General features: G+C 55.4%; 24 protein-coding genes and 1 tRNA gene. 17 read left to right on the top strand and 8 right to left on the bottom strand.

The features are described from left to right. Window positions 1-24: 24 nt before the first annotated feature. From hflK to IJT02_04995, 3 genes are read left to right on the top strand one after another with little or no spacing between them, the layout of a single operon-like run. On the top strand, window positions 25-924 hold the full coding sequence (gene hflK, locus IJT02_05005) for an FtsH protease activity modulator HflK (GenBank protein MBQ7544285.1): 900 nt from the start codon (window positions 25-27) through the stop codon (window positions 922-924). A 12-nt stretch (window positions 925-936) separates the two neighbouring features. Further along, entirely contained in the window at window positions 937-1,812 is an 876-nt protein-coding gene (locus IJT02_05000; GenBank protein MBQ7544284.1) for a protease modulator HflC, read from the top strand. A gap of 14 nt (window positions 1,813-1,826) precedes the next feature. Beyond that, entirely contained in the window at window positions 1,827-2,621 is a 795-nt protein-coding gene (locus tag IJT02_04995; protein MBQ7544283.1) for a transporter substrate-binding domain-containing protein, read from the top strand. Between the two features lie 56 nt (window positions 2,622-2,677). Here IJT02_04995 and IJT02_04990 read toward each other — a convergent pair. The 6 genes from IJT02_04990 to IJT02_04965 all read right to left on the bottom strand — a co-directional run bounded on the left by IJT02_04990 (window position 2,678) and on the right by IJT02_04965 (window position 8,211). Continuing rightward, a tRNA-Pro gene (locus IJT02_04990) sits at window positions 2,678-2,756 on the bottom strand. After that, window positions 2,747-4,039 carry a dicarboxylate/amino acid:cation symporter gene (locus tag IJT02_04985; GenBank protein MBQ7544282.1) on the bottom strand — a complete coding sequence of 431 codons (1,293 nt, stop codon included), beginning with the start codon at window positions 4,037-4,039 and terminating at the stop codon, window positions 2,747-2,749. The genes IJT02_04990 and IJT02_04985 overlap by 10 nt, the downstream gene beginning before the upstream one ends. Before the next feature lies 1 nt (window position 4,040). Beyond that, window positions 4,041-5,279: a dicarboxylate/amino acid:cation symporter gene (locus IJT02_04980; GenBank protein MBQ7544281.1), complete on the bottom strand. Its 1,239-nt coding sequence runs from the start codon at window positions 5,277-5,279 to the stop codon at window positions 4,041-4,043. Window positions 5,280-5,319: 40 nt separating this feature from the next. After that, the gene (locus IJT02_04975) at window positions 5,320-6,819 is read right to left on the bottom strand and encodes a tripartite tricarboxylate transporter permease (protein ID MBQ7544280.1); all 1,500 of its coding nucleotides are present in this window, start codon (window positions 6,817-6,819) and stop codon (window positions 5,320-5,322) included. Beyond that, window positions 6,816-7,268 (bottom strand): tripartite tricarboxylate transporter TctB family protein, encoded by a 453-nt coding sequence (locus tag IJT02_04970; GenBank protein ID MBQ7544279.1) that lies wholly within the window; start codon window positions 7,266-7,268, stop codon window positions 6,816-6,818. Before IJT02_04970 ends, IJT02_04975 begins: the two co-directional genes overlap by 4 nt. A gap of 4 nt (window positions 7,269-7,272) precedes the next feature. After that, window positions 7,273-8,211 carry a tripartite tricarboxylate transporter substrate binding protein gene (locus IJT02_04965; protein ID MBQ7544278.1) on the bottom strand — a complete coding sequence of 313 codons (939 nt, stop codon included), beginning with the start codon at window positions 8,209-8,211 and terminating at the stop codon, window positions 7,273-7,275. A 65-nt stretch (window positions 8,212-8,276) separates the two neighbouring features. Between IJT02_04965 and IJT02_04960 the strand changes: the two genes are divergently transcribed. Further along, entirely contained in the window at window positions 8,277-9,320 is a 1,044-nt protein-coding gene (locus IJT02_04960; protein MBQ7544277.1) for a threonine synthase, read from the top strand. Then, complete coding sequence (locus IJT02_04955) at window positions 9,311-10,228, top strand: homoserine kinase (GenBank protein MBQ7544276.1); 918 nt, start codon at window positions 9,311-9,313, stop codon at window positions 10,226-10,228. The genes IJT02_04960 and IJT02_04955 overlap by 10 nt, the downstream gene beginning before the upstream one ends. 34 nt (window positions 10,229-10,262) lie before the next feature. Here IJT02_04955 and IJT02_04950 read toward each other — a convergent pair whose 3' ends face one another. Continuing rightward, window positions 10,263-10,796 (bottom strand): hypothetical protein, encoded by a 534-nt coding sequence (locus tag IJT02_04950; protein MBQ7544275.1) that lies wholly within the window; start codon window positions 10,794-10,796, stop codon window positions 10,263-10,265. Between the two features lie 4 nt (window positions 10,797-10,800). Continuing rightward, complete coding sequence (locus IJT02_04945; GenBank protein MBQ7544274.1) at window positions 10,801-11,151, bottom strand: hypothetical protein; 351 nt, start codon at window positions 11,149-11,151, stop codon at window positions 10,801-10,803. A gap of 28 nt (window positions 11,152-11,179) precedes the next feature. Here IJT02_04945 and IJT02_04940 point away from each other — a divergent pair, with 28 nt between their 5' ends. The 12 genes from IJT02_04940 to IJT02_04885 form a co-directional block, all read left to right on the top strand. Further along, window positions 11,180-11,680, top strand: coding sequence for a bifunctional precorrin-2 dehydrogenase/sirohydrochlorin ferrochelatase (locus IJT02_04940; protein MBQ7544273.1), 501 nt, complete (start codon window positions 11,180-11,182; stop codon window positions 11,678-11,680). Window positions 11,681-11,863: 183 nt separating this feature from the next. Further along, entirely contained in the window at window positions 11,864-13,438 is a 1,575-nt protein-coding gene (locus IJT02_04935) for a peptidoglycan DD-metalloendopeptidase family protein (GenBank protein MBQ7544272.1), read from the top strand. A gap of 1 nt (window position 13,439) precedes the next feature. Beyond that, window positions 13,440-15,056, top strand: a complete 1,617-nt coding sequence (locus IJT02_04930) for a CTP synthase (protein ID MBQ7544271.1) — start codon at window positions 13,440-13,442, stop codon at window positions 15,054-15,056. Between the two features lie 8 nt (window positions 15,057-15,064). After that, the gene (locus IJT02_04925) at window positions 15,065-16,237 is read left to right on the top strand and encodes a hypothetical protein (GenBank protein ID MBQ7544270.1); all 1,173 of its coding nucleotides are present in this window, start codon (window positions 15,065-15,067) and stop codon (window positions 16,235-16,237) included. Further along, window positions 16,227-17,330: a hypothetical protein gene (locus IJT02_04920; GenBank protein MBQ7544269.1), complete on the top strand. Its 1,104-nt coding sequence runs from the start codon at window positions 16,227-16,229 to the stop codon at window positions 17,328-17,330. The genes IJT02_04925 and IJT02_04920 overlap by 11 nt, the downstream gene beginning before the upstream one ends. Window positions 17,331-17,353: 23 nt before the next feature. Continuing rightward, a complete protein-coding gene (locus IJT02_04915; protein MBQ7544268.1) occupies window positions 17,354-17,614 on the top strand; it encodes a hypothetical protein in 261 nt (86 codons plus the stop codon). Window positions 17,615-17,623: 9 nt separating this feature from the next. Beyond that, window positions 17,624-17,878, top strand: coding sequence for a type II toxin-antitoxin system RelE/ParE family toxin (locus IJT02_04910; protein ID MBQ7544267.1), 255 nt, complete (start codon window positions 17,624-17,626; stop codon window positions 17,876-17,878). A gap of 9 nt (window positions 17,879-17,887) precedes the next feature. After that, window positions 17,888-18,445: a hypothetical protein gene (locus tag IJT02_04905; protein MBQ7544266.1), complete on the top strand. Its 558-nt coding sequence runs from the start codon at window positions 17,888-17,890 to the stop codon at window positions 18,443-18,445. Beyond that, a complete protein-coding gene (locus tag IJT02_04900) occupies window positions 18,421-20,145 on the top strand; it encodes a hypothetical protein (protein ID MBQ7544265.1) in 1,725 nt (574 codons plus the stop codon). The genes IJT02_04905 and IJT02_04900 overlap by 25 nt, the downstream gene beginning before the upstream one ends. 5 nt (window positions 20,146-20,150) lie before the next feature. Next, window positions 20,151-20,972, top strand: a complete 822-nt coding sequence (locus IJT02_04895; GenBank protein MBQ7544264.1) for an aminotransferase class IV family protein — start codon at window positions 20,151-20,153, stop codon at window positions 20,970-20,972. An 86-nt stretch (window positions 20,973-21,058) separates the two neighbouring features. Further along, window positions 21,059-21,994 (top strand): bifunctional enoyl-CoA hydratase/phosphate acetyltransferase, encoded by a 936-nt coding sequence (locus IJT02_04890; protein MBQ7544263.1) that lies wholly within the window; start codon window positions 21,059-21,061, stop codon window positions 21,992-21,994. Window positions 21,995-22,065: 71 nt separating this feature from the next. Continuing rightward, the coding region (locus IJT02_04885; protein ID MBQ7544262.1) for an ankyrin repeat domain-containing protein at window positions 22,066-22,518 on the top strand (453 nt) is incomplete at its 3' end.

The following is a 22,518-nucleotide window of genomic DNA, read 5'->3' as shown; positions in this document are numbered from 1 at the left end:
AATTTTAGTACAGGAGGGTTATTTATGAGGCAGGAGAAATTTCTTGTACCGATTGTTGTAGTTATAGCCGCAATCGCACTGACAGCCTTTGACGGCTTCTACACTGTCGGCGAGCAGGAACAGGCAGTAATCACAATGTTCGGGAACATCGTACGCACCGACACGGCGGGACTCTACTTCAAGCTGCCGTTCATCCAGAGGGTTCACATCGTGGACATGACGACTCACGGAACGGGAATAGGCTACAGCACCGACAGCAAAGGACGGAGCACCCAGCGCGAGGATGAAAGCATCATGATAACGTCAGATTTCAACTTCGTGAACATAGACTTCTACCTTGAGTACAAAGTCTCTGACCCTGTCGCGTACCTCTACAACTCCGACACGCCGGAGAACATCCTCCGCAACATGCTTCTTGCGTGCATTCGGAGCACCGTAGCAGATTACCCGGTCGATGAGGTCATAACTACGGCCAAGAGCGAGATTCAGACTTCCGTGCGCGAGAAGCTCACCGAAATGCTCAGTGCGAGCGGTATCGGCCTTCAGTGCGTGAACCTGACCGTACAGGATGCCGAGCCTCCGACAGACAAAATCATTCAGGCGTTCAAGGAAGTTGAGACGGCACGTCAGGCGCGCGAGACAATGATTAACTCGGCCAAGAAATACCAGTCCGAACAGCTGCCGGCCGCAGAGGCAAAAGCTGACCAGGTCATACAGAAGGCCGAAGCCGTTAAGACTGCCCGCATCGCAGAAGCTAAGGGACAGACGGCGCGCTTCACGAACATGTACGAGGAATACAAGGCTTATCCGTTAATCACGAAGCAGAGGCTGTTCTACGAGGCTTTAGAGGCGGTTCTGCCGGAAGCCAAAGTGATAATCACCGACGGGGAATCACAGAAGCTGCTTCCTGTCGACAAGTTTTAGGGAGGTACGGACATGAGAGGATTAATCGTGAAAATAGGGCTTGCTGTTGTTGCGGCAGTTGTTGCGCTGGCTGTGATGTTCTGCTGTTACATTGTCGGGCCGAACGAGTACGCGGCACTGTTCAAGTTCGGCAAGATAGTATCTGTGAGCGGGACTCCGGGAATAAAGTTCATGATTCCTGGCGTGAACACAGTGCGGAAAATCTCGAAGAAGCTCCACCTGTACGACATACCCAGAAGCGGAGTGATTACTAAGGACAAGAAGTCCATGATTGCAGATAACTATGTTACGTGGCGGGTAACAGACCCCGTGAAGTACATACAGACCCTCAACGCCATAGAAGCCCGTGCGCGCGAACGCATTGAAGCTGCGGTGTACAACGCAATCAAGAACGTAATTTCGTCGATGACTCAGGATGAAGTTATAGAGGCTCGGGGCGGAAAGCTCTCGACGAAGATTGCGGAGGACTCGAACTCCGATATAGGCATGTACGGCATCGCAATCGTTCAGACGGAGATTAAGGCACTTGACCTGCCCAACGACAACAAAGCGGCAGTGTACGAGCGCATGATTTCCGAGCGTCAGAACATCGCAGCATCGTTCACGGCGGAAGGGAGCTCTGAGGCGCAGAAGATACGCAACCGCACGGACAGGGAAGCGGCGGTAAAGCTCGCTGAGGCGGAACAGAGCGCAGATGTTATCATCGCTGAAGGAGAAGCCGAGTACATGAGGATTCTGCAGACGGCGTACAACACTCCAGAGAAGGCGGAGTTCTACAACTTCCTGCGTTCGCTCGATGCCCTGAAGAAGTCATTAACCGGCAAGGGCGAGAAGATTATAATACTGGACAAGAACTCGGAAATCGGCCGTATAATTTACGGACAATAAAGGAGGAGTTATTCATGAAGAAAGTTTTTGCGGTTATTGTCATGCTGGGCGTGCTTGCGTCCGGCGCGTCGGCGGAAGTCGTCGGAACTCTCTACAGCAGCGTGGGCGGCGGTCCTGAGATAATGCCGCTGTCCGCGTACGTTCTTGATGCAGGGCTCTCTGCGTCAGAACGTTCTGTGAAGTATTACGGCTCTCTTGCACAGATGCAGTTAGCCTTGAGCAGGGGAGAAATCGCGGCAATGTCTGCTCCTGAGTTCGTCGGCGAGTACATGCTAAGGAACAATCCGGCTCTGACTTTGCGGGGGTTCTTGCTGTTGAAGATGCCTGTTGCTCTTGCGTTCGGCTTTCTCGAGGAGAAATCGGAGCTGTGCGCACGTTTCAGCAAGGCAGTGCAGGACATGGAGGCAGAAGGGAAGATAGGGATACTTGCGCGCGACTACATTTCCGGCCCGGCCGCCCAGAACCCTCCTGCGGTGAAGTTCGAGGAGTTCGGCGACGCAGAGACCATAACCGTAGCTCTTACGGGCGACATGCCTCCGCTGGACTACGTCGGTGCAGACGGAGAACCTGCTGGCTTCAACACAGCAATTCTCGCGGAGATCGGCCGCCGTCTTCACGCGAACATCAAGACCATAACGGTCGAGACGGGCTCGCGTGCTCCTGCGCTGAAGTCCGGCCGTGCTGATGTCGTGTTCTGGTTTCAGGTCTTTGAGGGCTATGACGTACAGCCTGACGTTCCCGAAGGCGTAATCACGTCAACGCCGTACTTCGGGTGGAATAAAGTAATGCTTATCGGTGCAAAGCAATAGCACACAGAAAAAGCCGGAAGGATGTTATTCCCTCCGGCTCTGTTATTCTCTGTAATTGGTCGGGGCGAGAGGATTCGAACCTCCGGCCTCATGGACCCGAACCATGCGCGCTAAGCCAGACTGCGCTACGCCCCGTAGTTCACAGCGGGCATTCTACCACTCTGTTTATCTTGCGTCAAATCCTCTCCCTCGCTGGAAGCCACTACAGCACACACAGCCGCATCACCCATAACGTTCAAGAACGTCCTCGCGGAACTCAGCACTACATCAATTCCTGCGACGAGCCCGACTCCCTCGACAGGAAGCCCCGAACTGGTCAGCACCATTGCGAGCATCACGAGTCCTGCTCCGGGAACACCGGCCGCACCGATTGATGCGAGAGTCGCGGCGACAATAATGCTCACGTAGAGGCTGAACGTCATCGGGATGTTGAACGCCCTAGCGACGAACAGCGCGCAGACTACCTGATAGATTGCCGTACCGTCCATGTTGATGGTTGCACCCAGAGGAAGCACGAACGAACTTATCTCCTTCGACACGCCCAGATTGTGGCGGACATTCTCCATTGTTACGGGCAGGGTTACGGCACTTGAACGCGTTACGAACGCCGTTATTGCCGCTTCGCGCACTCCCTTGAAGAACCACGAAGGAGACTTCCTGCAGAACCCTGCAATCATCAGCGAGTACACAGCAAGGGCATGAACCGCACAGCCGACGTACACTGCGGCAATTATCTTAGCGAAGGGTTTTACCAGAGACAGCCCGAAATCCGCAGCAGTCGTCGCCATCAGCGCAAAGACTCCGTACGGCGCAAACCACATCACTATGCTGGTGAGTGCCTCCATCAGCTCCGACATTCTCCCGAAGAAGACAGCTATTCTTTTGCCGGTCTCTCCTGCGAACAGGCAAGCTATCCCGCAGAAAAGTGCGAACACTATTATCTGCAGCATGTCAGCATTCACCATCGCGGCTATCGGGTTCACAGGGAATATGTCTAGTATTACGTCCCTTATCGGCTTCGGTGAGGCGGAATAGCTGTGCAGTCCCGGAGGAATATCTATGCTCGAGCCGGGCTTGAAGAGGTTTGCGCACACAATACCGACGAATACAGCAATGAACGTCGTAACCAGAAACAGCGCGACAGTCTTTGCACCGATTCGGCCGAGCTTCTTTGTGTCGCCGATGATGGCTATGCTGGCGATAAGGGACGAGAACACCAGAGGGACAATAACCATAGTCAGCAGACGCAGGAAAATCTGCCCGCTCAGGTCGAGGAAGGGCATGATGTGATTGCTGAGCAGCGGAGTATCATGAAGAAGCGGCGCAGCCAGAAAGCCGAAGAGTATTCCCAGAAAGAAACCAACAGCTATCTTTATGAGCATGGAAGTTCCGGCGGTTCTGTAGGTTATCGTCTCCATGTCAGTCTTTGAGGGTTTCTCCTTCGGTTACGGCGACGGTCGCACAGACTGCGGTATCACCCACGACGTTAAGGCACGTACGCGCGGCATCGAGCACAACGTCAATTCCGGCCAAGAGAGCGATTCCTTCGACGGGAAGCCCGACGCTAGTAAGAACCATCGTGAGCATGATTAACCCCGCGCCCGGAACTCCTGCCGTACCGACGGAAGCCAGCGTAGCAGTTACCACTATGTTTATCTGCATCGCAAGCGTCATCGGAACGTTGAAGGCCTGAGCCACGAACAGCGCGCACACGCCCTGATAGAGTGCCGTACCATCCATGTTAATAGTTGCTCCGAGAGGCAGGACGAACGAGCTGATACCCTCAGACACGCCGAGATTGTTGCGGACGTTAGAGAGAGTTACGGGCAGAGTTCCCGAGCTCGAGCGCGTAACGAAGGCAGTAATTGCCGCCTCGCGTATTCCCCTGAAGTACCAGAGCGGCGACCTGTGGCAGCCCAGAATGATCAGCAGCGAGTAGACTACGACAGCATGAACGATGCACCCGATGTACACGGCGGAGATTACCTTCACGAACGGAGCGAGCAGAGCCATTCCGAATCTTGCGGCAGTCGTGGCGATGAGGGCAAAAACGCCGTAAGGTGCAGTGCTCATGACCATATGAGTAACCGAGTACATTACCTCCGCAAAGTTCTCGAAGAACGCCGCAACTTTGAGCCCTTTCTCACCAGCGAGGACGCACGCAACTCCGACGAACAGCGCGAACACGATAATCTGCAGCATGTTGGCATTGACCATCGAGGCTACGGGGTTGCTCGGGAAGATGTCGAGTATTACATCATAGACGGGCTTTGCTTCCCTGACGCTCTGAGTGAGGTTCGCGGGAATGTTCATGCCTGTACCGGGCTGGATGAGGTTTCCGATTAACAGTCCGAGAACGATGGCGACCGCTGTAGTGATGAGGTAGAGGATTATCGTCTTGATGCCGATGCGCCCGAGCTTGCGGGCATCACCGACACTTGCGGCACCAGCTACAAGCGACGAGAAGACCAGCGGCACAATGAGCATGGTCAGGAGGCGCAGGAAGATTCTCCCGATGAGGTCAAGGAACGGCATAACGGTGTCCTTGAGGACAGGGGAAGTTGGGAGCATTGGTGCGGCGATGAAGCCGAAGATTATTCCCAGAAAGAAGCCGATTGCGATTTTGAGGAGAAGGGGCATCCTGCCGGTTCTGTACATAATGTGAGTCATAACGATTTTCACTCCTTTAGGTTATTGTTCATTCGTCCTCTTTGGGTGCCATCCTGTCCATGAGGATAGGCGACAGGATTCCCAGCACGCACAACGCAATCAGTACCCAGCACACCGGCGTGGAGAAGAGTATTCGCGGATCTCCGCCCGAAAGCAGAAGTGAACGCCGTAACCCTTTTTCGCCTATAGGTCCGAGTATAAGCGCGAGGACTATAGCCGCGTTATTGAGGCCGAATTTCCGTGCGAGCCAGCCTATAATGCCAAAGATGAGCATTATCACCACGTCAACATAATTCTGATGAATCGCAAATGACCCCACGACACACAAGATTGTTACTGACGGGATGAGTATTGCGTCAGAGAGACGTGCAATGTGCGCGAAGCCCCTGCATCCGAGAAGGCCGATACCCAGCATGAAGAACTGAATCAGCACGAACCCAGCAAAGAACGTGTAAGTCATCTTGGCCGTCTCGCCGACAAAGAGATTCGGTCCGGGAGTCAGTCCCTGAATTATCAGGCCTCCCATGAGGACAGCAGTAACGCTCTCGCCGGGAATGCCCAGCGTCAGCATCGGGATGAGCGAGCCGCCCGTTACTGCGTTGTTCGCAGCCTCAGAACCCGCTACTCCCTCATAGCTTCCGTGCCCGAACAGCTCCTTGTGCTTCGAGAACTGACGCGCTGTGTTGTAGCCCATGAAGCACGCGATTGACGCTCCTGCTCCGGGCAGAATGCCCACGAGGTTGCCGATTATCCACGAACGCCCGATAGTCGGAGCAATCTCCTTCAGCTCGTCCTTCGTGAGTATCATCCTGTCGTTGAACTTCGCGGCACGGGCTCTCTGCCGAATCTTGGCCTCAGCTAGCGTAAGTGCTTGGCTCATCGAGAACAGACCGATTAACGCGCACGTAACGTTTATCCCCTCGTACAGCGAAGCCTGCCCGAACATGAAGCGTTTGACTCCCTGCATGGGGTCCATTCCGATTGTGGAGAGCAGAAGGCCGAGCGCACCGCTCATCAGTCCCTTGACCATAGACTTTGACGACACTCCGGCAATAATCGTGAGGCCGAAAATCGACAGCCAGAAGTATTCCGGCGAACCGAAAGCCATCGCTAACTTTCCGAGCAGAGGCGCGAAGAAGTACAGCGATATGCACGACAGCAACCCTCCGAAGAACGACGCGATACATGCCGTGCCGAGTGCTTTCCCGGCCTGCCCCTTCAGGGTCATCTGGTAGCCCTCAATCGCTGTTGCGGCACTTGCGGGAGTTCCGGGCGTGTGAATCAGAATCGCCGAGATTGAGCCGCCGAAAATTGCCCCGCAGTATATCGCGCCGAGCATAATCATTCCCGTTGATGCTTCCATCGAGAACGTCATGGGCAGAAGCAGCGCGACACCCATAGCCGCCGACAGTCCGGGCAGACAGCCGATAATGATGCCGATGGTTACGCCTGCGGTCATTGCGAGGAGGTTGACGGGGTAGAGTGCATTGATGAAGCCGAGCCCCATCAGGGATAATGTCTCAGTCATTCCCACACCTCCCAGAGCGTGCCTTCAGGAAGCCGGACCTCGAGGAACAGCGTGAACGCGCAGTAGACCAGCACGAAGATAGCGATTTCTGCGAGGACTATCTGCCACAGCTTTACGCGCAGGAACAGGAGTTGAACTGTCATCATAAGTATACTTGCCGGGAAAAAGCCGATGTATGGCATGATAAGCAGATAAATAATGATTACAGCCAACAGCACAAAAAACTGCGACGGGAGAAAATCCTTGAAGTCCTCGAGCCCGCTGGTTACACCTTCACGGATTGCGCCGCGAATCATGTTGACGACGTGAAGGGTAGTCAGCCCTGCGAGGAGGGCAATAACGCACGAGGGGTAAATCTGTGCGGCCTTCGGGAGCTGAAGCGTCATGTACAGGAAGAACGCGCACACCCCGTACATGGCGAGACAGACTCCGATGTCGGTTTTTTTCATGACGTTACTCCCAGAGCTTCGCCACTTCGTCGGTGCAGAACTCGTACTGCTGCTGAATCATCTTGCCGGTGTCCTCAGCATTCATGTACAGCGTCGTAACTCCTGCCTTCTCCGCCGCCGCGATGTACTCGGGGTCTTCCATCGCCTTCTTGAACGCTTCCTCGTAGAACGCAATCACGTCCGCCGGTGTACCCTTCGGTGCCACGATAGCCCTCGCGCTTCCGTACCACTTGCCGTAGTACCCGAGCTCCCCTAGCGTCGGAACATCCTGGAACGACGGCATTCTGTTTTCCGCGAACACTCCGAGAACCTTCACCTCGCTCATCATTGCGGCGATGTCTGCTTCTTTCGCGACGGAGAAGTCCACCTCGCCCTGACGCAACGCTAAAAGCTGGTCAGCCGTTCCGCCGTAAGGTATCGCCATGTACTGGAAGCCCGCAGACTTGGCCAAGAGTTCAGCTCCGATGTGGTTGCTGGCCTTCATGCCGTTGGTCGAGGCCTTGAGCTTGCCGGGATTCTCCTTCGCGAACGCAACGAGCTCGCCGAGTGTGTTGAAGGGCGAGTTCTTGGCGACCATTACAAGGGAAGTCTCGTTGACGTGGTTGCAGATGGGCACGAAGTCGTCAATCTTGTAGTCTCCGAGCTGTTCGACGATGTTTGAGCACAGTGTAGGAAGGTTGACGAAGCCGATCGTGTGTCCGTCGGGACGTGCCATTGAGAGGGAAGTCCAGCCGATTGAGCCTGAGCCGCCCTCGAGGTTCTGGATGACGAGGGTGCGGCCTACGGTGTTTGTCGCGAACTTCGAGAGGACGCGTGCGGTGTTGTCCGTGCCGCTTCCGGCCTTGTAGGCGACGATAACGGTAACGTTCTTCTTGGGAGCCCACGCATAGGCACACGACACAGCAAGGGCGACAACCAGCAGTGCGAGAATAAATCTCTTCATGAGTAAATCACCTCGTAATAAAATATTGGATGACGAAATTATATCAACAGGAGGTACAAACATTAATGGGAGTACTTAAGCATTACAGGGAGCTTCTCCCCATCACCGACAAGACACCGGACGTAAACCTTGAAGAAGGAATGACACCTCTGATTCCTCTTCCGCGCGTAAGCAAACGTCTCGGGATTAACCTTTACGGCAAGTTCGAGGGCTGCAACCCGTCGGGCTCGTTCAAGGATCGCGGAATGGTCCTCGCAGTCGCCAAAGCCCTCGAGGACGGCAAGCGTGCGGTAATCTGTGCGTCAACCGGCAACACTTCAGCCAGCGCAGCAGCCTACGCGGCAAGTCAGGGCATCCCGTGCTTCGTGCTTCTCCCTGCGGGGAAGGTAGCTCTCGGCAAGCTCGCTCAAGCATTAATGTACGGCGCGAAAGTTATCGCGGTGAAGGGCAACTTTGACCGTGCACTGGAACTTGCCCGCGAAGGAGCAGAGAAGACCGGCTGTGCAATGGTCAACAGCGTCAACCCTTACCGTCTAATAGGCCAGAGATCAGGCGCGTGGGAGATCTGCGACGTTCTCGGCAAAGCTCCCGACTGGCACGCAATCCCCGTCGGAAACGCAGGCAACATCTCAGCGTATTGGGCGGGCTATAACGAGTACAAGAAGCTCGGCAAAATCTCTTCCCTTCCGCGAATGATGGGCTTTCAGGCCGATGGTGCAGCTCCACTCGTGTACAACAAGCCCTGTCCCAACCCCGAGACCGTCGCGACAGCAATCCGCATCGGCAACCCCGTAAGTGCCCACCTTGCACGCGCGGCAGTCAGCGAGTCGGGCGGAGAGTTCAACGCCGTAACAGACGAGCAAATTCTCGAGGCACAGAGGGTCTTGGCCGCAGAAGGCGGAGTTTTCGCCGAACCCGCATCATGTGCACCGCTCGCAGGCTTGATGAAGCTGAAGGCTGAGGGCAGACTTCCCGAAGGCATCACCGTAACAATGATTCTCACGGGCAACGGCCTTAAAGACCCTGACACAGCCATGAGCCAGGTCGGCCGTCCCATAGAGATTAACGATACCCTTGACGACTTAATGAGGGTGCTCGAATGCCGCTAATCTCCCTGAAAGTTCCCGCAACAACCGCGAATCTGGGCTCGGGCTTCGACACTCTTGGAATGGCTCTCAGCCTCTACAACATCTTCACGGTCAGCGAGCTTCTTCCTCAAGGCGAATACACCTGCGAGATTTCCGGCGAAGGAGTTGACGAGCTCAAGGACGCAAAGAAGAACATGATCGTAACAAGCTACCTCAAGGCTTGTGATGAATGGGGAATTGAGCCGCAGGGTTTCGCGTTCGAGTGCTGTAACGCCGTTCCTCTCAATCGCGGGCTCGGGAGTTCGTCGACTGCTGTTGTCGCGGGGGTAATTATCGCTGACTTTCTCGGCGGCAAGAAGCACGAGGAGGCAGAACTTCTCCGCGTCATGACCAAGATTGAGGGACACCCTGACAACGTCGTGCCCTGCTGTATCGGCGGAATGACCGTGTCCTGCTGGGACGGAGAGTCTTTGCGTTACGTGAGGCTTCCGGCGTTGCCCGATGATTTGAACGTTATTGCGGCTGTGCCTGACTTCGAGGTTCACACGGAGGACGCGAGAAGGATTCTTCCTGAGAGCGTGCCTTTCCGTGATGCGGTGTTCAACGTGAGCCATGCAAGTATCTTGTGTGCGGCGTGGGCAATGGGACGGTGGGACTTGCTGCGCGTCGGAATGGAGGACAGGCTTCATCAGCCTCACAGGGCGAAGCTCTTTCCCGGCAGTACGGGCGAAAAGTTCTTCAGCGAGATAACCAACCACCCCGACTGCGTGGCTAATGCTCTGTCTGGTTCAGGGCCGACGATGATCGCGATAGTTCACGGGCCTGCGGGAAAACTCTCTGAGGCGATGTGCAGAATTTTCACCGACGGAGGAGCCGCATCGCACTTCTTTGTGCTGAACTGCTCGCCCTCAGGAACTGTAGTACTATGAGCAATACCCCCCAAGAATCTTTTGGGGGGTTGTCCTAGTCATCCCACTTGTCATACTTGCAGATGAGCTGTAGGAATCGGCTGTTCAGCGACGTGCCCGCAAAACGCTTCGACAGTTCGGGGTTGTACGTGAGGGTTATTGTCGTGTAGCGGTCGGGTGTCCAGACGTTGCGGAGCATAATCTTTCCGCCGACTCTGGTGTTGGCGGTCGGGGTCTCCTTGCCTGAGCCGTAGTAAGCGTTGTAGGCTTTCTGCACGGCCTCGTAGAACCTGCGGTCAGCCTCTGCGTCTCCCATGCTCATGATGTAGACGGCTTTAGACTTCAGAATCTTCTTTTTGTGGAAGCCGAAGATGAACATTGCCGGGTAACCCTCGAACATTCCGTCCATCGTTAGGGATTCTTTGCGGGGAGTGAGGACGGCTGCTCCGCTGTCCTCCATGCGCTTCTGGACGCGGGCGAAGGTCAAGCCGAAGGTCAGGGACATGAAGGCATCCGCGCTGTTGGAGGCAGCAAGAGCTTCGCTGACAGTGCAGACAACGAGCAGCAGTGCACACAGCATCTTCTTCATGTTCTCAGAACTCCCACTCAAGGTACTTCGCCGCCTGCGCCTCATTCCCGCTCCCATGACTGAAGAACGCCCGGTATCTCCGCGATCCCCTGCGGCGTATACCCGCCTTCCTCAGCTCCGCACGCGCTATCACCCTGTAGTTCTTGTCCAGAAACAGCATGCTTCCCCCAAAATTCACGTTGTGGGGATTCTTGTTCCTTATCGTTACGCTCAACGTGTCGAAACTGTAGGCTATGCTCCCGAACGACAATCCCTTTCTGCCACGAACTGCCCCGTCCCGGATAACCGCCTCAGCTCCTCCGGCCAAGACCAGCACAACAACCATCATCGCCGCTAACCTGCAAAGTCTCTTCATCTCATGCACCACCTGTTAAAATATTCGCATGGACAACACACTCACAGATAATATAGCACGTCATCCCTACTTCCCGATGATGATTGACCTGCAGGGAAAACATGTCTTCATCGCCGGAGGAGGACGCGTTGCCTCGCGCCGTGCTGACACCCTCCTTCGCTGCGGAGCACTAATCACCGCCGTAAGCCCGGTGTTCTCGCCCGCCTTTCCGGAAGCCGCCCGCAGAATCACACGTCCCTTCCTGCCCGAAGACCTCACCGCAGATTTCGTCCTCGCCGTCGCCGCCACAAACAGCCGCGAAACCAACGCCCTCATCTGCTCCGTTGCACACGCGCTCGCAATCCCCGTCAACGTCTGCGACAACAAGACTGAATGCGACTTCTTCTTCCCATCCCTCATCAGCCACGATTACGCCGCTGTTTCAGTCTGCACCGCAGGAATTTCCGCATCTCTCACTAGAAGGCTCTCCGACAAACTGCGCAAGGTCTGGGATTCATGGGTCAGGGAGGCGAAAAGCCCTGTGCTATAATTACCCGCAATCATAAGTCTACAATATGCACACTGGGTGTAAGTATTTTGCTGTATCTGCTTATATGCTATAATGCTTACCATCCAGTTGATAATTACAATTTCATAGGGGAACAAAAATTTCACATGTCGTAAATTATGCGTGTCTTGATAATTGCGCGGCACTGTCGGGAGGAATATTGGTTTGAGATCAGATCGTGGGAGACAGCGGGACTCTTACCCCAACAGCGGGGGAAACAACCGCAAAAAGAACAGCACAGGCGTTTCACTGGGATTCTGCTGGGGGTTCGGCTTTGTAGTCTGCATGACGTTCGGGCTTGCATCGTTCCTGATGTTCTCTGCCGGACACTTCGACATCTCTCCTGGCAGCGGCGTTAATGCGGCTTGGGGCGACAGCGAAGAAGATTTTTCCGCGACAAGAAGCCTCGTTCATGTAGAAGTTACCGAGCTTGAGGATATTCAGGATGTGCCGGAGATTGCGGCGATGTATGCTGAAGCCAGAAGCAACATGATGGAGGAGTTCGGCCCGCTCCCTAAGTATCTGTCGGACTACGAGAGCATAACCTTGAGCGTCCACGAGCCGGGTACTGACGTGCCGGTGAACGATGACGAAGAAGAGGAAGAGATCATCGAGGTCAAGACCGCGCAAGCCCCCGCAGAACCTAAGCTCGCGGAAGAAGGCCCCGCGTGGTCGGAGCACGTCGTCAAGAGCGGCGAGACGCTCTCCGACATAGCGCACGAACACGGCGGCATCACAGCACAAGACGTTCTGAGGGCTAACGGCCTCAAAGACGCAAACAGGCTTTCCGAGAACCAGCTCCTATTAATCCCCAGAGACGCAAGCAAGGTTGAGGACACCCTCGACGAAGTCCGCACGCGCCAGATGAGGGTAGCCGCCACTAAGGAGAAACTCGAGCCCATCAAGACGAAGAACTACATCGTAACGCAGGGAGACTCCCTGTGGTCAATCGCTAACTCACAGAACATAGAGCTTGATACCCTCGTCGGAAGCAACACCTTCAAGACCTCCGCACGTCTGAGGCCAGGAGCAATGCTGAGGATTCCGAACCAGGAAGGAATCTTCTACGTCCTCAAGAAGGGTGAGACCATCGAGGCAGTCAGCAAGCGTTACGGAGTGAGCATGAGCAAGATTCGTCTGGTCAACGCAGACAAGAATGTCGCTTCGCTGAAGACCGGCGATGAAGTGTTCCTGCCCGGAGCACGTCCTGAAGGCCTCGTCGAGAAGCACGAGCCCGCCAAAGTCGCCGACGCAAAGAAGCCCGCGCCCAAGCAGGCCAAGACAGCGCAGAAGACTCCAGCACAGAAAACAGAGAAGCCTTCCGGCGGAGAAGTCGCTGTGCGCAAGGCTAAGGGAGGGTTCAGGTGGCCGGTCATGGGCAGAATCAACAGCCCGTTCGGCTGGAGGCAGCACCCCATCACGAAGCGCAAGGACTTCCACACAGGCATAGACATCAAGGCGAACAGGAATGACCCCATCAAAGCGGCAGGAAGCGGCAAGGTAATATATTCCGGCTGGATGGGAGGCTACGGCAAGGTGTTAGTTATCGAGCACGCCAACGGCCAGTCAACACTGTACGCGCATTGCAGTACGTTATTAGCAGGAAAGGGAGCGAGTGTGTCATCAGGGCAATTGGTGGCGAGAATCGGAACTACAGGACGTTCAACCGGTCCGCACCTTCATTTCGAGGTTCGCAACGGCAACAGCCCTGTAAACCCCATCAAGTACCTGAGCAGATAGCATGTCAAAATATGTATTCGTAACCGGCGGAGTAGTTTCGTCATTGGGCAAAGGCATAACAGCAGGGTCTATAGGTACGCTCCTCAAGAAGCGCGGCCTTAAGGTCTCGAACCTCAAGATAGACCCGTACCTCAACGTTGACGCAGGGACAATGAATCCGTTTCAGCACGGAGAAGTGTTCGTAACGGACGACGGAGCGGAGACGGATCTGGATCTTGGCCACTACGAGAGGTTCACTGACGAGAGTCTTAGCGAACGGAGCTCAATAACGACGGGTAAAATATATTCGCACGTCATCAAGAAGGAACGCAGAGGGGATTATCTCGGCGGAACGGTTCAGGTAATCCCGCACATAACGAATGACATTCAGGAGAGAATCATCAAGGCCGGCGAGGGTCTTGATGTTCTTGTTGTGGAGATAGGCGGAACTGTCGGGGACATTGAGGGTCAGCCGTTCCTCGAGGCAATCCGTCAGATGGCGGTACGCGTCGGGCGTGATAACGTGGTGTACTGTCATGTTACGTTAATCCCGTACCTTGAGGCCGCGAAGGAGCTCAAGACCAAGCCCACACAGCACAGCGTTCAGGAACTCCGCAGGATAGGCATTCTGCCCAACATGCTTGTGTGCCGTACGAGCCGCCCTATGGACGACGGAATGAAGCACAAGATTGCGCTGTTCTGCGACGTTCCGCCTGAAGCAGTCATTGAGTTACGGGACGAACCGACGATCTACAGAGTTCCGCTCAGCCTTCACAGGGAAGGGCTGGACAACCTCATTCTGACGTATTTAGGGCTTCCGTGCGACACAGAACCTGACCTCAGCGACTGGGAGAAGGCCTCTGACAGGTTCATGAACTCACCCGAAACGGTGAACATCGCGCTTGTCGGGAAATACATTCAGCACAAGGACGCGTACCTGAGCGTAGTAGAAGCTCTCTATCACGCGGGGATTGCGCATTCGGTGCGGGTGAACATCGTTTCCGTTGAAGCAGAAGACCTCGAGAAGGGAGACCCGGCGGAGATTCTGAAGTTCGCTGACGGAGTGCTGATACCCGGCGGGTTCGGCGTTAGGGGAGTTGAGGGGATGATTCTTGCGGCCAAGTATGCGCGCGAGAACAACGTCCCGCTGTTCGGTATATGTCTGGGAATGCAGATGATGGTCGTCGAGTTCGCCCGCAACGTCTGCCGTCTCTCTGACGCTCACAGCAAGGAGATGAACCCCGCAACCATCAACCCCGTGATTCACCTCATGGAGGAGCAGGAGGGCATCAGCGACAAGGGCGGGACAATGCGGCTCGGAGCTTACCCGTGCGACCTCGTAGAGGGCACGAAGAGCGCGCAGGTGTACGGGACTCTTCACATCAGCGAACGCCACAGGCATCGTTACGAGTTCAACAACGCCTACAGGGAACGCCTCGAGAAGGCTGGTCTGAAGATAGCGGGCGTGTGCACAGAAAGAAATCTCGTCGAGATTGTGGAGCTGCCGGAGCACATCTGGTACGTCGGAGGACAGTTTCACGGCGAGTACAAGTCAAGGCCTGCACGGCCTCACCCGCTGTTTGACGGGTTCATAGAGGCGGCGGCAAGATACATGAGAGCGAAGACAAAGGAGGCTTAAGACAATTCATGAAGGCTGTGAAGATTTGCGTTGTTGCGGTTGTGCTGGCGTTGGTATCGTCAGCATGTTTTGCTTCGGAGGCTGTGCCTGACCCTGATTTGAACGGCGGTTCGTCGAATCAGATGATGGAACAGATAGAGAAGATAATTTACGGCTACGTTGCACAAGGAGGACTTATCGACAGGCTCGCGAAAGTTGAGGGAGACTTGTTCGGCAGAAGCCTTCCCGGCACGATAGCGGAACGTCATGCGGCAATCCTCAACTTCCTCGACATAGGCACAGAGGAACAGCCTTCGATGATGTTCAAGCTCGGAGTAGCAGAATGGGTTGTGGACAAGAAGATTCGCGCCTCAGAACCGGCAGTGCGGAGGCTTGATGACCTCGAGACCAACCTGACGGGTTCGTCGCGTTCAGGAAATCCCATTGTGATGAGGGTAGAGAGCCTTCTTGCGACGCTGGTGATGGATCCTGTAACCTCACAGCCCGTAATCCTGCCCAGCAACACAACGATGAAGTTCCGCTTCATGGACGAACTCAGCCCGGCAACGTCGAAGGCCGGAGACTTCGTGAGGCTCGAGCTTACTGATGATTTAATCGTCAATCAAAATCTTGTAGCACCTGCAGGGTCGTTATTGATGACGGAAGTCCGTGAGGTCAAACGTCCGAGAATGTTCGGGATACCCGGCGAAGTCAGGCTGTCGTTCAACGAACTCAAGCCGCTCGGTCCGCAGAGGCCGGCAGTAGTTGTGGGTGATGCCGCGCAGAAGGCGATCAAGGACGCACGCAAAGCAGGAGCGCGCGGCGAAGGTGCAATCGTCGGAGCAGGTGCAGTCAGTCTCGCGGGGGCAGTGCTTCTCGGGCCGGTCGGGCTGGTGAGCGGTGCGTTCATTCGCGGGAACTCGATAAAGATTCCTGTGGGCTCGGTAACGTTCGTGCAGACTTCGGGCGACATGGTCGTGTCGGGTTATCCCATACCGATAAGCCTACAGACGACAGCTCCGACGCTGACAGCTCCAGAGGTGCAGACCTCATCACAGCAACAGGATACCTACGACCCGAACAGGGACACGATAATCAAGGGCGATGTGTTCAACAGGGGGCAGTACGGAGCACCGACGAACTCCGGGACGGTGAGCACAGGCGGGGACTTCGAGCTTCCTCCTGAACAGAATGTCAACTAAGCTGAAAGTTTTACTGCTCGCCCTGATGATTGTCGGGGCGGGCTGTTTTTATGCGGACGCGTCTCCTTCCGGCGAGACGATACGGCTTCTCGAGCGCAATACTGCGGTGCACTGGGGGCAGGACTGCTTTGTGTGGGTGGTGCATTACCCTGAGGAGATTGCCGGTGTGTGGGCAGAAGCTGAGGCCGCCAGAACGGGAATGAGCGACGCAGAACGCGAGCGTTACCGCAGGAACTTCGTTTCGGAGCTTCAGCTGGACAAGTCAGAGACGTTCTTGGTGAGCGTGTACTCTTTCGGTGCGAGGCCGGTGAACTTGTCGCCCGTCAAGGATAATGTCTCTCTCTTGGCCGCAACCGGCGAACGCGTAAAGCCCTCACGTTACGACAACAGTCTGGATAATCCTTCCGGCGGGGTGGTTCAGGGGCTGGTGTTCTTCCCGAAGCAGGGTAGCAAGGACTACGTTATAGCACTGCGGGGCATGGACAGCGAGGAGCGGCTGTTTTCGTTCGCGCCTCCTGAAGCTCCAGCTCCGGCCAAGAAAGCGGATGATGTCGTCGTCGTTACCCTTCCGCCTAAGAAGCAGGTGAAGAAAGCTCCCGTCGTTCCGGCCAAGAAGAAGCCCGTAACTCCGCCGCCGCCTGTTGTTCCTCAGAAGCCGATACCGCAGATCTTCCAGGACGACAGCAAGGACATCGCGGAGTTCGTGAGGATGATTCACAGCAAGGACGCTCTGGCAGCGGTGCAGACACCTCCAGTTCCTCAGGCGAGGCCGGCAAACGTGGACAGTTCGTACGTAAGCAGGGAAAGCGTGCTGAGGAAGTTCCTGAGCCTGTGGGCAGACAACAGGGCGGACGAAATGTACGCGATGCTGTCCGACGCGTCGAAGCGGAACATTTCGCGCGAGAACTTTGCGAAGGAAGTCGCGAAGGATTCCGCGCTGAGGCAGGGGCTGAAGAGTGATTACCGGATTGACTGGATCGGCGAGGAGAGGGCGAAGGTCATCACGACGCGCAAGACGCTGGTGTTCAAGCAGGTGCTGACGCGGACGCTGGGGGTAACGCGCGAGGGGTCATCTTGGCGCGTAGTGTGGTAGAAATTTATGAGGAGGAATAAATCATGACTGTAGCAGCAGCAGAGAAGAAGGAAATTTGGACGGGGAATCTGGCACTAGATGCGGAACTGTCTTTGCTGGGTGATGAAGAACTTGCGAAGCTGGCGGACTATGCCAAGTATTTGCGCTGGTCTCTTGAAGAGGATGACGACGACTGGGCTGATGCTCCGCTGACTGAGGAGGAAGAAGCTCAGCTTGAGGAAGGGCGCAGAGAGTTCACGAACGGTGAATATCTTACGCTTGATGAGTTCATGAAAGGGCTGTAGGTTATAGCTATGTGGAAAGTGGCACTGAAGAAGTCCGTAAAGAATAGGCTGGAACGCATACCTAACCCAGACAAAGAGCGCATCAAGCAGGCGATTCGCGATTTAGCAGAGAAGCCCGAAACTCTTGACATAAAGCCTCTCAAGGGACGTGATGGGTACCGCCTCAGAGTCGGGGGCTGGCGTTTGATTATGGATGTATGCCGCGATGAAAGAATCTTTGCAGTGCACACGCTGGAATCGCGCGGAGACGTGTACAAGAAATAGCTTTCTCCCATGAAGCTCTCACGCCCAAGAATCATAATGTGCGCGCTCTTCTTCGGGCTCGTCGTGCTCGTCCGCTACGCAATGCGTGATATGCAGCTCGACGTTGACCTTCTCCGCGACAGCCTCCTCAACATGCCCGGCCTCGTCATGGAGAACATCCGAATGTCCCGTGAGATCTCCGGCGACATCTGGAGCGTCAAAGTCCCTTACCTCGACAGGGAAGGCGACACAGTTCACCTCCGCTCGCTCGACATCAGGCGGCACATCTCCGGCGACAAAGGCGAATGGTACTTCTTCGGGCGTGAAGGCATCTACTCACATGACCTCAAGGCCGCGAGCATCTCGAGCCTCTTGGGCACGCTGCAAAATAACAACCGAACCCTCAACCTAGAGAGCAGGCAATTAACGTGGCAGGAGTCCGAGAACTCACTCGTGTTTCCTGAAGGCCTCACGCTCTACGATGATGAATTTTTGCTGCGCACACCAATCGCAAGCATAGACAAAAGCGGCGTGATATTATTAGAGCAGGGAGGCGTAATTCAATGGGTAAGACCCTTAGAACGTTAATAGTATTACTACTGATTTTCTGCCTGCAGCCTGCGGGAGTCCATGCCGCTGACTTTGAGGACTATTACACAGACATACCTTCGGAAGAGCAAGCCTCTCCGCCCGAACAAGTTACCCTCAACGCCGACAGAGTTTCGTTCAACGACGAGACCGGCCAGGCCACAGCACAGGGCAACGCCGTTCTGACCTATCAGGACACGACGATAATGGCCGAGCGCATAGATTACGACGCTGACACGCAGAAAGTTCACGCGATGCCGATGCCAGGAAGCCAGATTGTCCTGACGAAAGGCTCGCGCAGTCTGCGGGGCGACCAGCTGGAGTATGACCTCAACAGCCGCGAAGGGATATTAACCGGCGCGATCACCCGCATTGCCGCCGGAGAGAACGGAGGAGTCCTCTACGTTTACGGCAGCGAAATAGACGTGATGCCGTGGGAACTCGCTCAGTCCCGCGGGCTCGTCAAGGGAGGACCTGAAGACTACCTCCTGCAGTGGCGCAATGTCGCACTCACTACCTGCGCACTCGAGCACCCTCACTACAGGCTCGAGTCCAAAGTAGTATCCTTCATTCCCGGCAGAAGCGTTACGGCCAAGAAACCGCGCGTCTATCTCGGCAATACTTACCTGTTCACGTCGCCTCTTGATTACGTCGTCCAGCTCAAGCGCAGAGCGTTGCAGTATTCCTTCATGCCCTACCTTCAGCACAGCGACAGCAAAGGCACGAGCGGCGGAATAACTACCACTCTCGGCTGGCAGACCGGCGCAGCATCAATAGGGATCTCTTACGCGGAGAAGGCTGCCTTCGAGTTCATGCTTGAGGTCGAGCAGGAGCTTAACGAGGACTTCTCGATCTTGGCCGGAGTAGAACATTCTTGGGACGAGGAGTGGGACGACAGAGTATGGAGGCCGTACGCTTCCCTGATATACTCGCACAAAGGCTGGAACGCCCGCATAAACTGGAGCCACAACGAATACATCTCTGACCAGAAGGACAGCCTCAACGAGTTCAAGGGCAGGCTTGACCGAAGGCCGGAACTCGTGGTGTGGGCACCGTGGTTCAAGAGCTCGGTGTACTCGTGGATGAGAATCTTCGCGTCCTACGGCAGCTTCAAGGAGACCGTTCGCGGAGAGCCCGACGGCGTGAACACAACACGTTACGGCTTGGGCTTCAGGAACTACGCGGAATACGGCCTTGACTGGGGAGAATTTTTCGTGAACTCTGAGGGCGTGGCGTGGTTTTATGACCGCAATGATTCTGACCACGAAATGCTGAGGAGTTTTACGGGATTGCGTTATAAAATAGGGGCATTCCAATTAGGAACAGGTTATGAACGTCAATACACTTGGGGAGAAAGTCCCATGCATTGGGATCAGTACCGCAAGAGAGAGCGTGTTCATCAGAAGGTGAGGTTTCCGCTTGGCCGTGAAGTCTTTGCGGCGTTCAGGGGAAGTTATGATTTGGATGAAAGCATGATTGACGAAGTTATCTACAGTCTTCAGTGGGAGACGGACTGCATGATATGGGACTTGCACTACAAGGACGACAGGACTTCCGGCGGAGATGACCACATCGGGCTTTCGCTGGGCATCAAGGCATTTCCCAACCGTCAGGCATCGTTCGGCCAGAGGCTGGAAGTTGATCCGTTCGACCGGCCAAGTGATGTCCCTGAAGACGAGAAAGAAGCGAGGTTATTCTAGAAGTGATGCTGTTATGTTACGTTGGCGGAAAGTTTGTGAAGCCTGAGGAAGCGTGCCTGCCTCTCTCAGACCTGATAATACAGCGCGGAGTAGGAGTCTTCGAGGCGTTTGCGTCGTTCGGGGGAAAATCCTTGATGCTGACTCCTCACATGGAGAGGTTCATAGCGAGCGCGAAGAGTTCCGGCATAGAGAACATCCCTGACGTTGAGTTCATGAAGAACATTGTCCGCGAAGGCATCGCCAAGTGCGGCAAGGACGTTAGGGTACGTACGTTCCTGACAGGCGGAGACGACTTCGACGTGGAGAAGGGCTGCTTCCCTGAGCCGAGATTCTTCGTTATCTTCGACGAGGTCGGGCTGCTCTCTGAGGAGGCAAGAAAGCGCGGAGTTATCCTCGAGCCTGTTTCGTTCGGCCGCGACAACCCGGAAGTCAAGAGCGTGAATTACCGTGCGACGTACAAGATGCCCAAAGAAGCCTACGACATACTTTACTGTCCCGGCGGAGAGATAACCGAATGCGGGCACAGCAACTTCTTCCTGATCTGCGGGGACAAGATAATCACCGCGCCGCTTAGCCGCGTCCTGAAGGGCACAACGAGGGCTGCCACGATTGAGCTCGCGAGGCAGGAAGGCTACGTAGTCGAGGAGAGATGCCCTCTGTGGTCGGAGCTGACCGGCGCGTCGGAGGCGTTCATCACGGGGAGCATGAAGCTGATTGTCGGTGTCGCGAAGATCGGAGGCATCACTATAGCTGACGGCAAGCCCGGCAAGGTTACGCAGAAGCTCTATGAGCTCTACAAGAAATATATGGAGAAGTGGTTAGAGTAAGCAGCATTCTGCTGGCATACAGAGTAACACCTTCAGGGTTGCAGCAATCCTGAAGCCGCAATATATTCACAGGAGGTAATATTTTCATGGAACAGATTCGTTCACTGTCGCAGTTAATCGAGGAAGCCACCAAGCTCTGTGCAGAGAAAGGCCGCAAGCGCATTTCCGTCGCTATGGCTGAGGACGCGGGGCTCATCTCCGCAATCGAGGAAGCCCGCAAGATGGGTCTCGTCGAGGCAACGCTCGTCGGCAACCCCGAGAAGGTCAAGGCCTGCATCGCCGAAGCAGGAGCCAGCGAGTCCAGCTACCACATCATCCCCGAGATGAACGAGGCAGCCTGCGGCATCGTCGCCGTAACCGAAGTGTCGTCCAAGCGCGCAGACATCTACATGAAGGGTCAGCTCCACACTGACAATTTCCTTCGCGGAATGCTCAACAAGGAAGTCGGCCTCCGCGTCGGCAAGAGAGCAATCTCACACTGCTACTTTCACTCAGTGCCGGGCTATGACCGCGTACTCTTCATCGCTGACGGCGCATTCAACATGTATCCTGACCTCAAGATGAAGGCTGACATCGTGCAGAACACCGTGAACTTCGCACGTTCGCTGGGCGTTGAGTGCCCTAAGGTTGCGTGCCTAGCCGCCGTTGAGATGGTCAATCCCGACATGCCCTGCACCCTCGACGCGACAGCACTCGTCCAGATGAACGCTCGCGGACAGATAAAGAACTGCGTCGTTGACGGGCCTCTCGCCCTCGACAACGCAATCGACGAGGAAGCCGCGCGCATCAAGCACATCAAGTCCCCCGTTGCAGGACACGCAGACGTTCTCTTTGTCCCGCAGATCGAGGTCGGCAACGCTCTGGCAAAGTCCATCAGCTTCTTCGCGAAGGGCAGCGAGACCGCAGGACTCATCATCGGCGCAGCAGCACCCGTAGTCCTCACCAGCCGTGCAGACTCACCGCGCGCAAAGCTCCTCTCAATCGCCGGTGCGGTAATGCTTGCACATCATCAGAGCAAGTAAGTTTCTCGGAACACAGAATTTCGGGCGGGGGAACGTTCTTCCTCCGCTTCTTTGTTAAGGAGTGATAATTCATGAAGAAGGCAGTTGTTGCGGTTGTTCTCCTGCTTGCGGCAGTGTCGTGCGCGTTTGCTGATGCTTCGTCAGACCTCCTCAGAGCCGCGCGCAATGAGAAGGTTCAAATCACGGCAAAGATGCTCAACAAGTTTCTCGAGAACGGTGCGGACATCAACGCTAAGGACAGCGAGGGGAAAACTCCGCTGATGCTCATCGCCGAATACGCGGACGCAAAGACTGTGCGCATGTTCATCGAGGCGGGAGCTGATGTAGACGCAACGGATGAAGACGAGGTTACCGCCCTGATGATTGCGGCGGAAGAGAACTTCGAGCACCCCGACGTGGTCAGCCTCATCATTGCCGCAGGAGCGGACGTTGACGCGCAGAACGAAGACGGGGTTACTGCCCTGATGAGGGCGGCGGAAGAGAGCAGCACGAATCGGGACGACGATGACGACGACGACGATGAT

The sequence above is a fragment of the Synergistaceae bacterium genome (assembly GCA_017450125.1).
Classification (GTDB): Bacteria; Synergistota; Synergistia; order Synergistales; family Aminobacteriaceae; genus JAFUXM01.
Note: the sequence above shows the minus strand (reverse complement) of the source record. Positions and strands in the feature narration are given on the sequence as shown.

Coding starts and splice junctions, on each gene's coding strand:
- IJT02_04995 (MBQ7544283.1), top strand. CDS start 1,827: ATGAAGAAAGTTTTTGCGGTTATTGTCATGCTGGGCGTGCTTGCGTCC.
- IJT02_04960 (MBQ7544277.1), top strand. CDS start 8,277: ATGGGAGTACTTAAGCATTACAGGGAGCTTCTCCCCATCACCGACAAG.
- IJT02_04920 (MBQ7544269.1), top strand. CDS start 16,227: ATGTCAACTAAGCTGAAAGTTTTACTGCTCGCCCTGATGATTGTCGGG.
- IJT02_04970 (MBQ7544279.1), bottom strand. CDS start 7,268: ATGAAAAAAACCGACATCGGAGTCTGTCTCGCCATGTACGGGGTGTGC.
- IJT02_04910 (MBQ7544267.1), top strand. CDS start 17,624: ATGTGGAAAGTGGCACTGAAGAAGTCCGTAAAGAATAGGCTGGAACGC.
- IJT02_04890 (MBQ7544263.1), top strand. CDS start 21,059: ATGGAACAGATTCGTTCACTGTCGCAGTTAATCGAGGAAGCCACCAAG.
- IJT02_04895 (MBQ7544264.1), top strand. CDS start 20,151: ATGCTGTTATGTTACGTTGGCGGAAAGTTTGTGAAGCCTGAGGAAGCG.
- IJT02_04900 (MBQ7544265.1), top strand. CDS start 18,421: ATGGGTAAGACCCTTAGAACGTTAATAGTATTACTACTGATTTTCTGC.
- IJT02_05000 (MBQ7544284.1), top strand. CDS start 937: ATGAGAGGATTAATCGTGAAAATAGGGCTTGCTGTTGTTGCGGCAGTT.
- IJT02_04950 (MBQ7544275.1), bottom strand. CDS start 10,796: ATGAAGAAGATGCTGTGTGCACTGCTGCTCGTTGTCTGCACTGTCAGC.
- IJT02_04915 (MBQ7544268.1), top strand. CDS start 17,354: ATGACTGTAGCAGCAGCAGAGAAGAAGGAAATTTGGACGGGGAATCTG.
- IJT02_04905 (MBQ7544266.1), top strand. CDS start 17,888: ATGAAGCTCTCACGCCCAAGAATCATAATGTGCGCGCTCTTCTTCGGG.
- IJT02_04945 (MBQ7544274.1), bottom strand. CDS start 11,151: ATGAAGAGACTTTGCAGGTTAGCGGCGATGATGGTTGTTGTGCTGGTC.
- IJT02_04925 (MBQ7544270.1), top strand. CDS start 15,065: ATGAAGGCTGTGAAGATTTGCGTTGTTGCGGTTGTGCTGGCGTTGGTA.
- IJT02_04985 (MBQ7544282.1), bottom strand. CDS start 4,039: ATGGAGACGATAACCTACAGAACCGCCGGAACTTCCATGCTCATAAAG.
- IJT02_04965 (MBQ7544278.1), bottom strand. CDS start 8,211: ATGAAGAGATTTATTCTCGCACTGCTGGTTGTCGCCCTTGCTGTGTCG.
- IJT02_04930 (MBQ7544271.1), top strand. CDS start 13,440: ATGTCAAAATATGTATTCGTAACCGGCGGAGTAGTTTCGTCATTGGGC.
- IJT02_04940 (MBQ7544273.1), top strand. CDS start 11,180: ATGGACAACACACTCACAGATAATATAGCACGTCATCCCTACTTCCCG.
- IJT02_04980 (MBQ7544281.1), bottom strand. CDS start 5,279: ATGTACAGAACCGGCAGGATGCCCCTTCTCCTCAAAATCGCAATCGGC.
- hflK (MBQ7544285.1), top strand. CDS start 25: ATGAGGCAGGAGAAATTTCTTGTACCGATTGTTGTAGTTATAGCCGCA.
- IJT02_04955 (MBQ7544276.1), top strand. CDS start 9,311: ATGCCGCTAATCTCCCTGAAAGTTCCCGCAACAACCGCGAATCTGGGC.
- IJT02_04975 (MBQ7544280.1), bottom strand. CDS start 6,819: ATGACTGAGACATTATCCCTGATGGGGCTCGGCTTCATCAATGCACTC.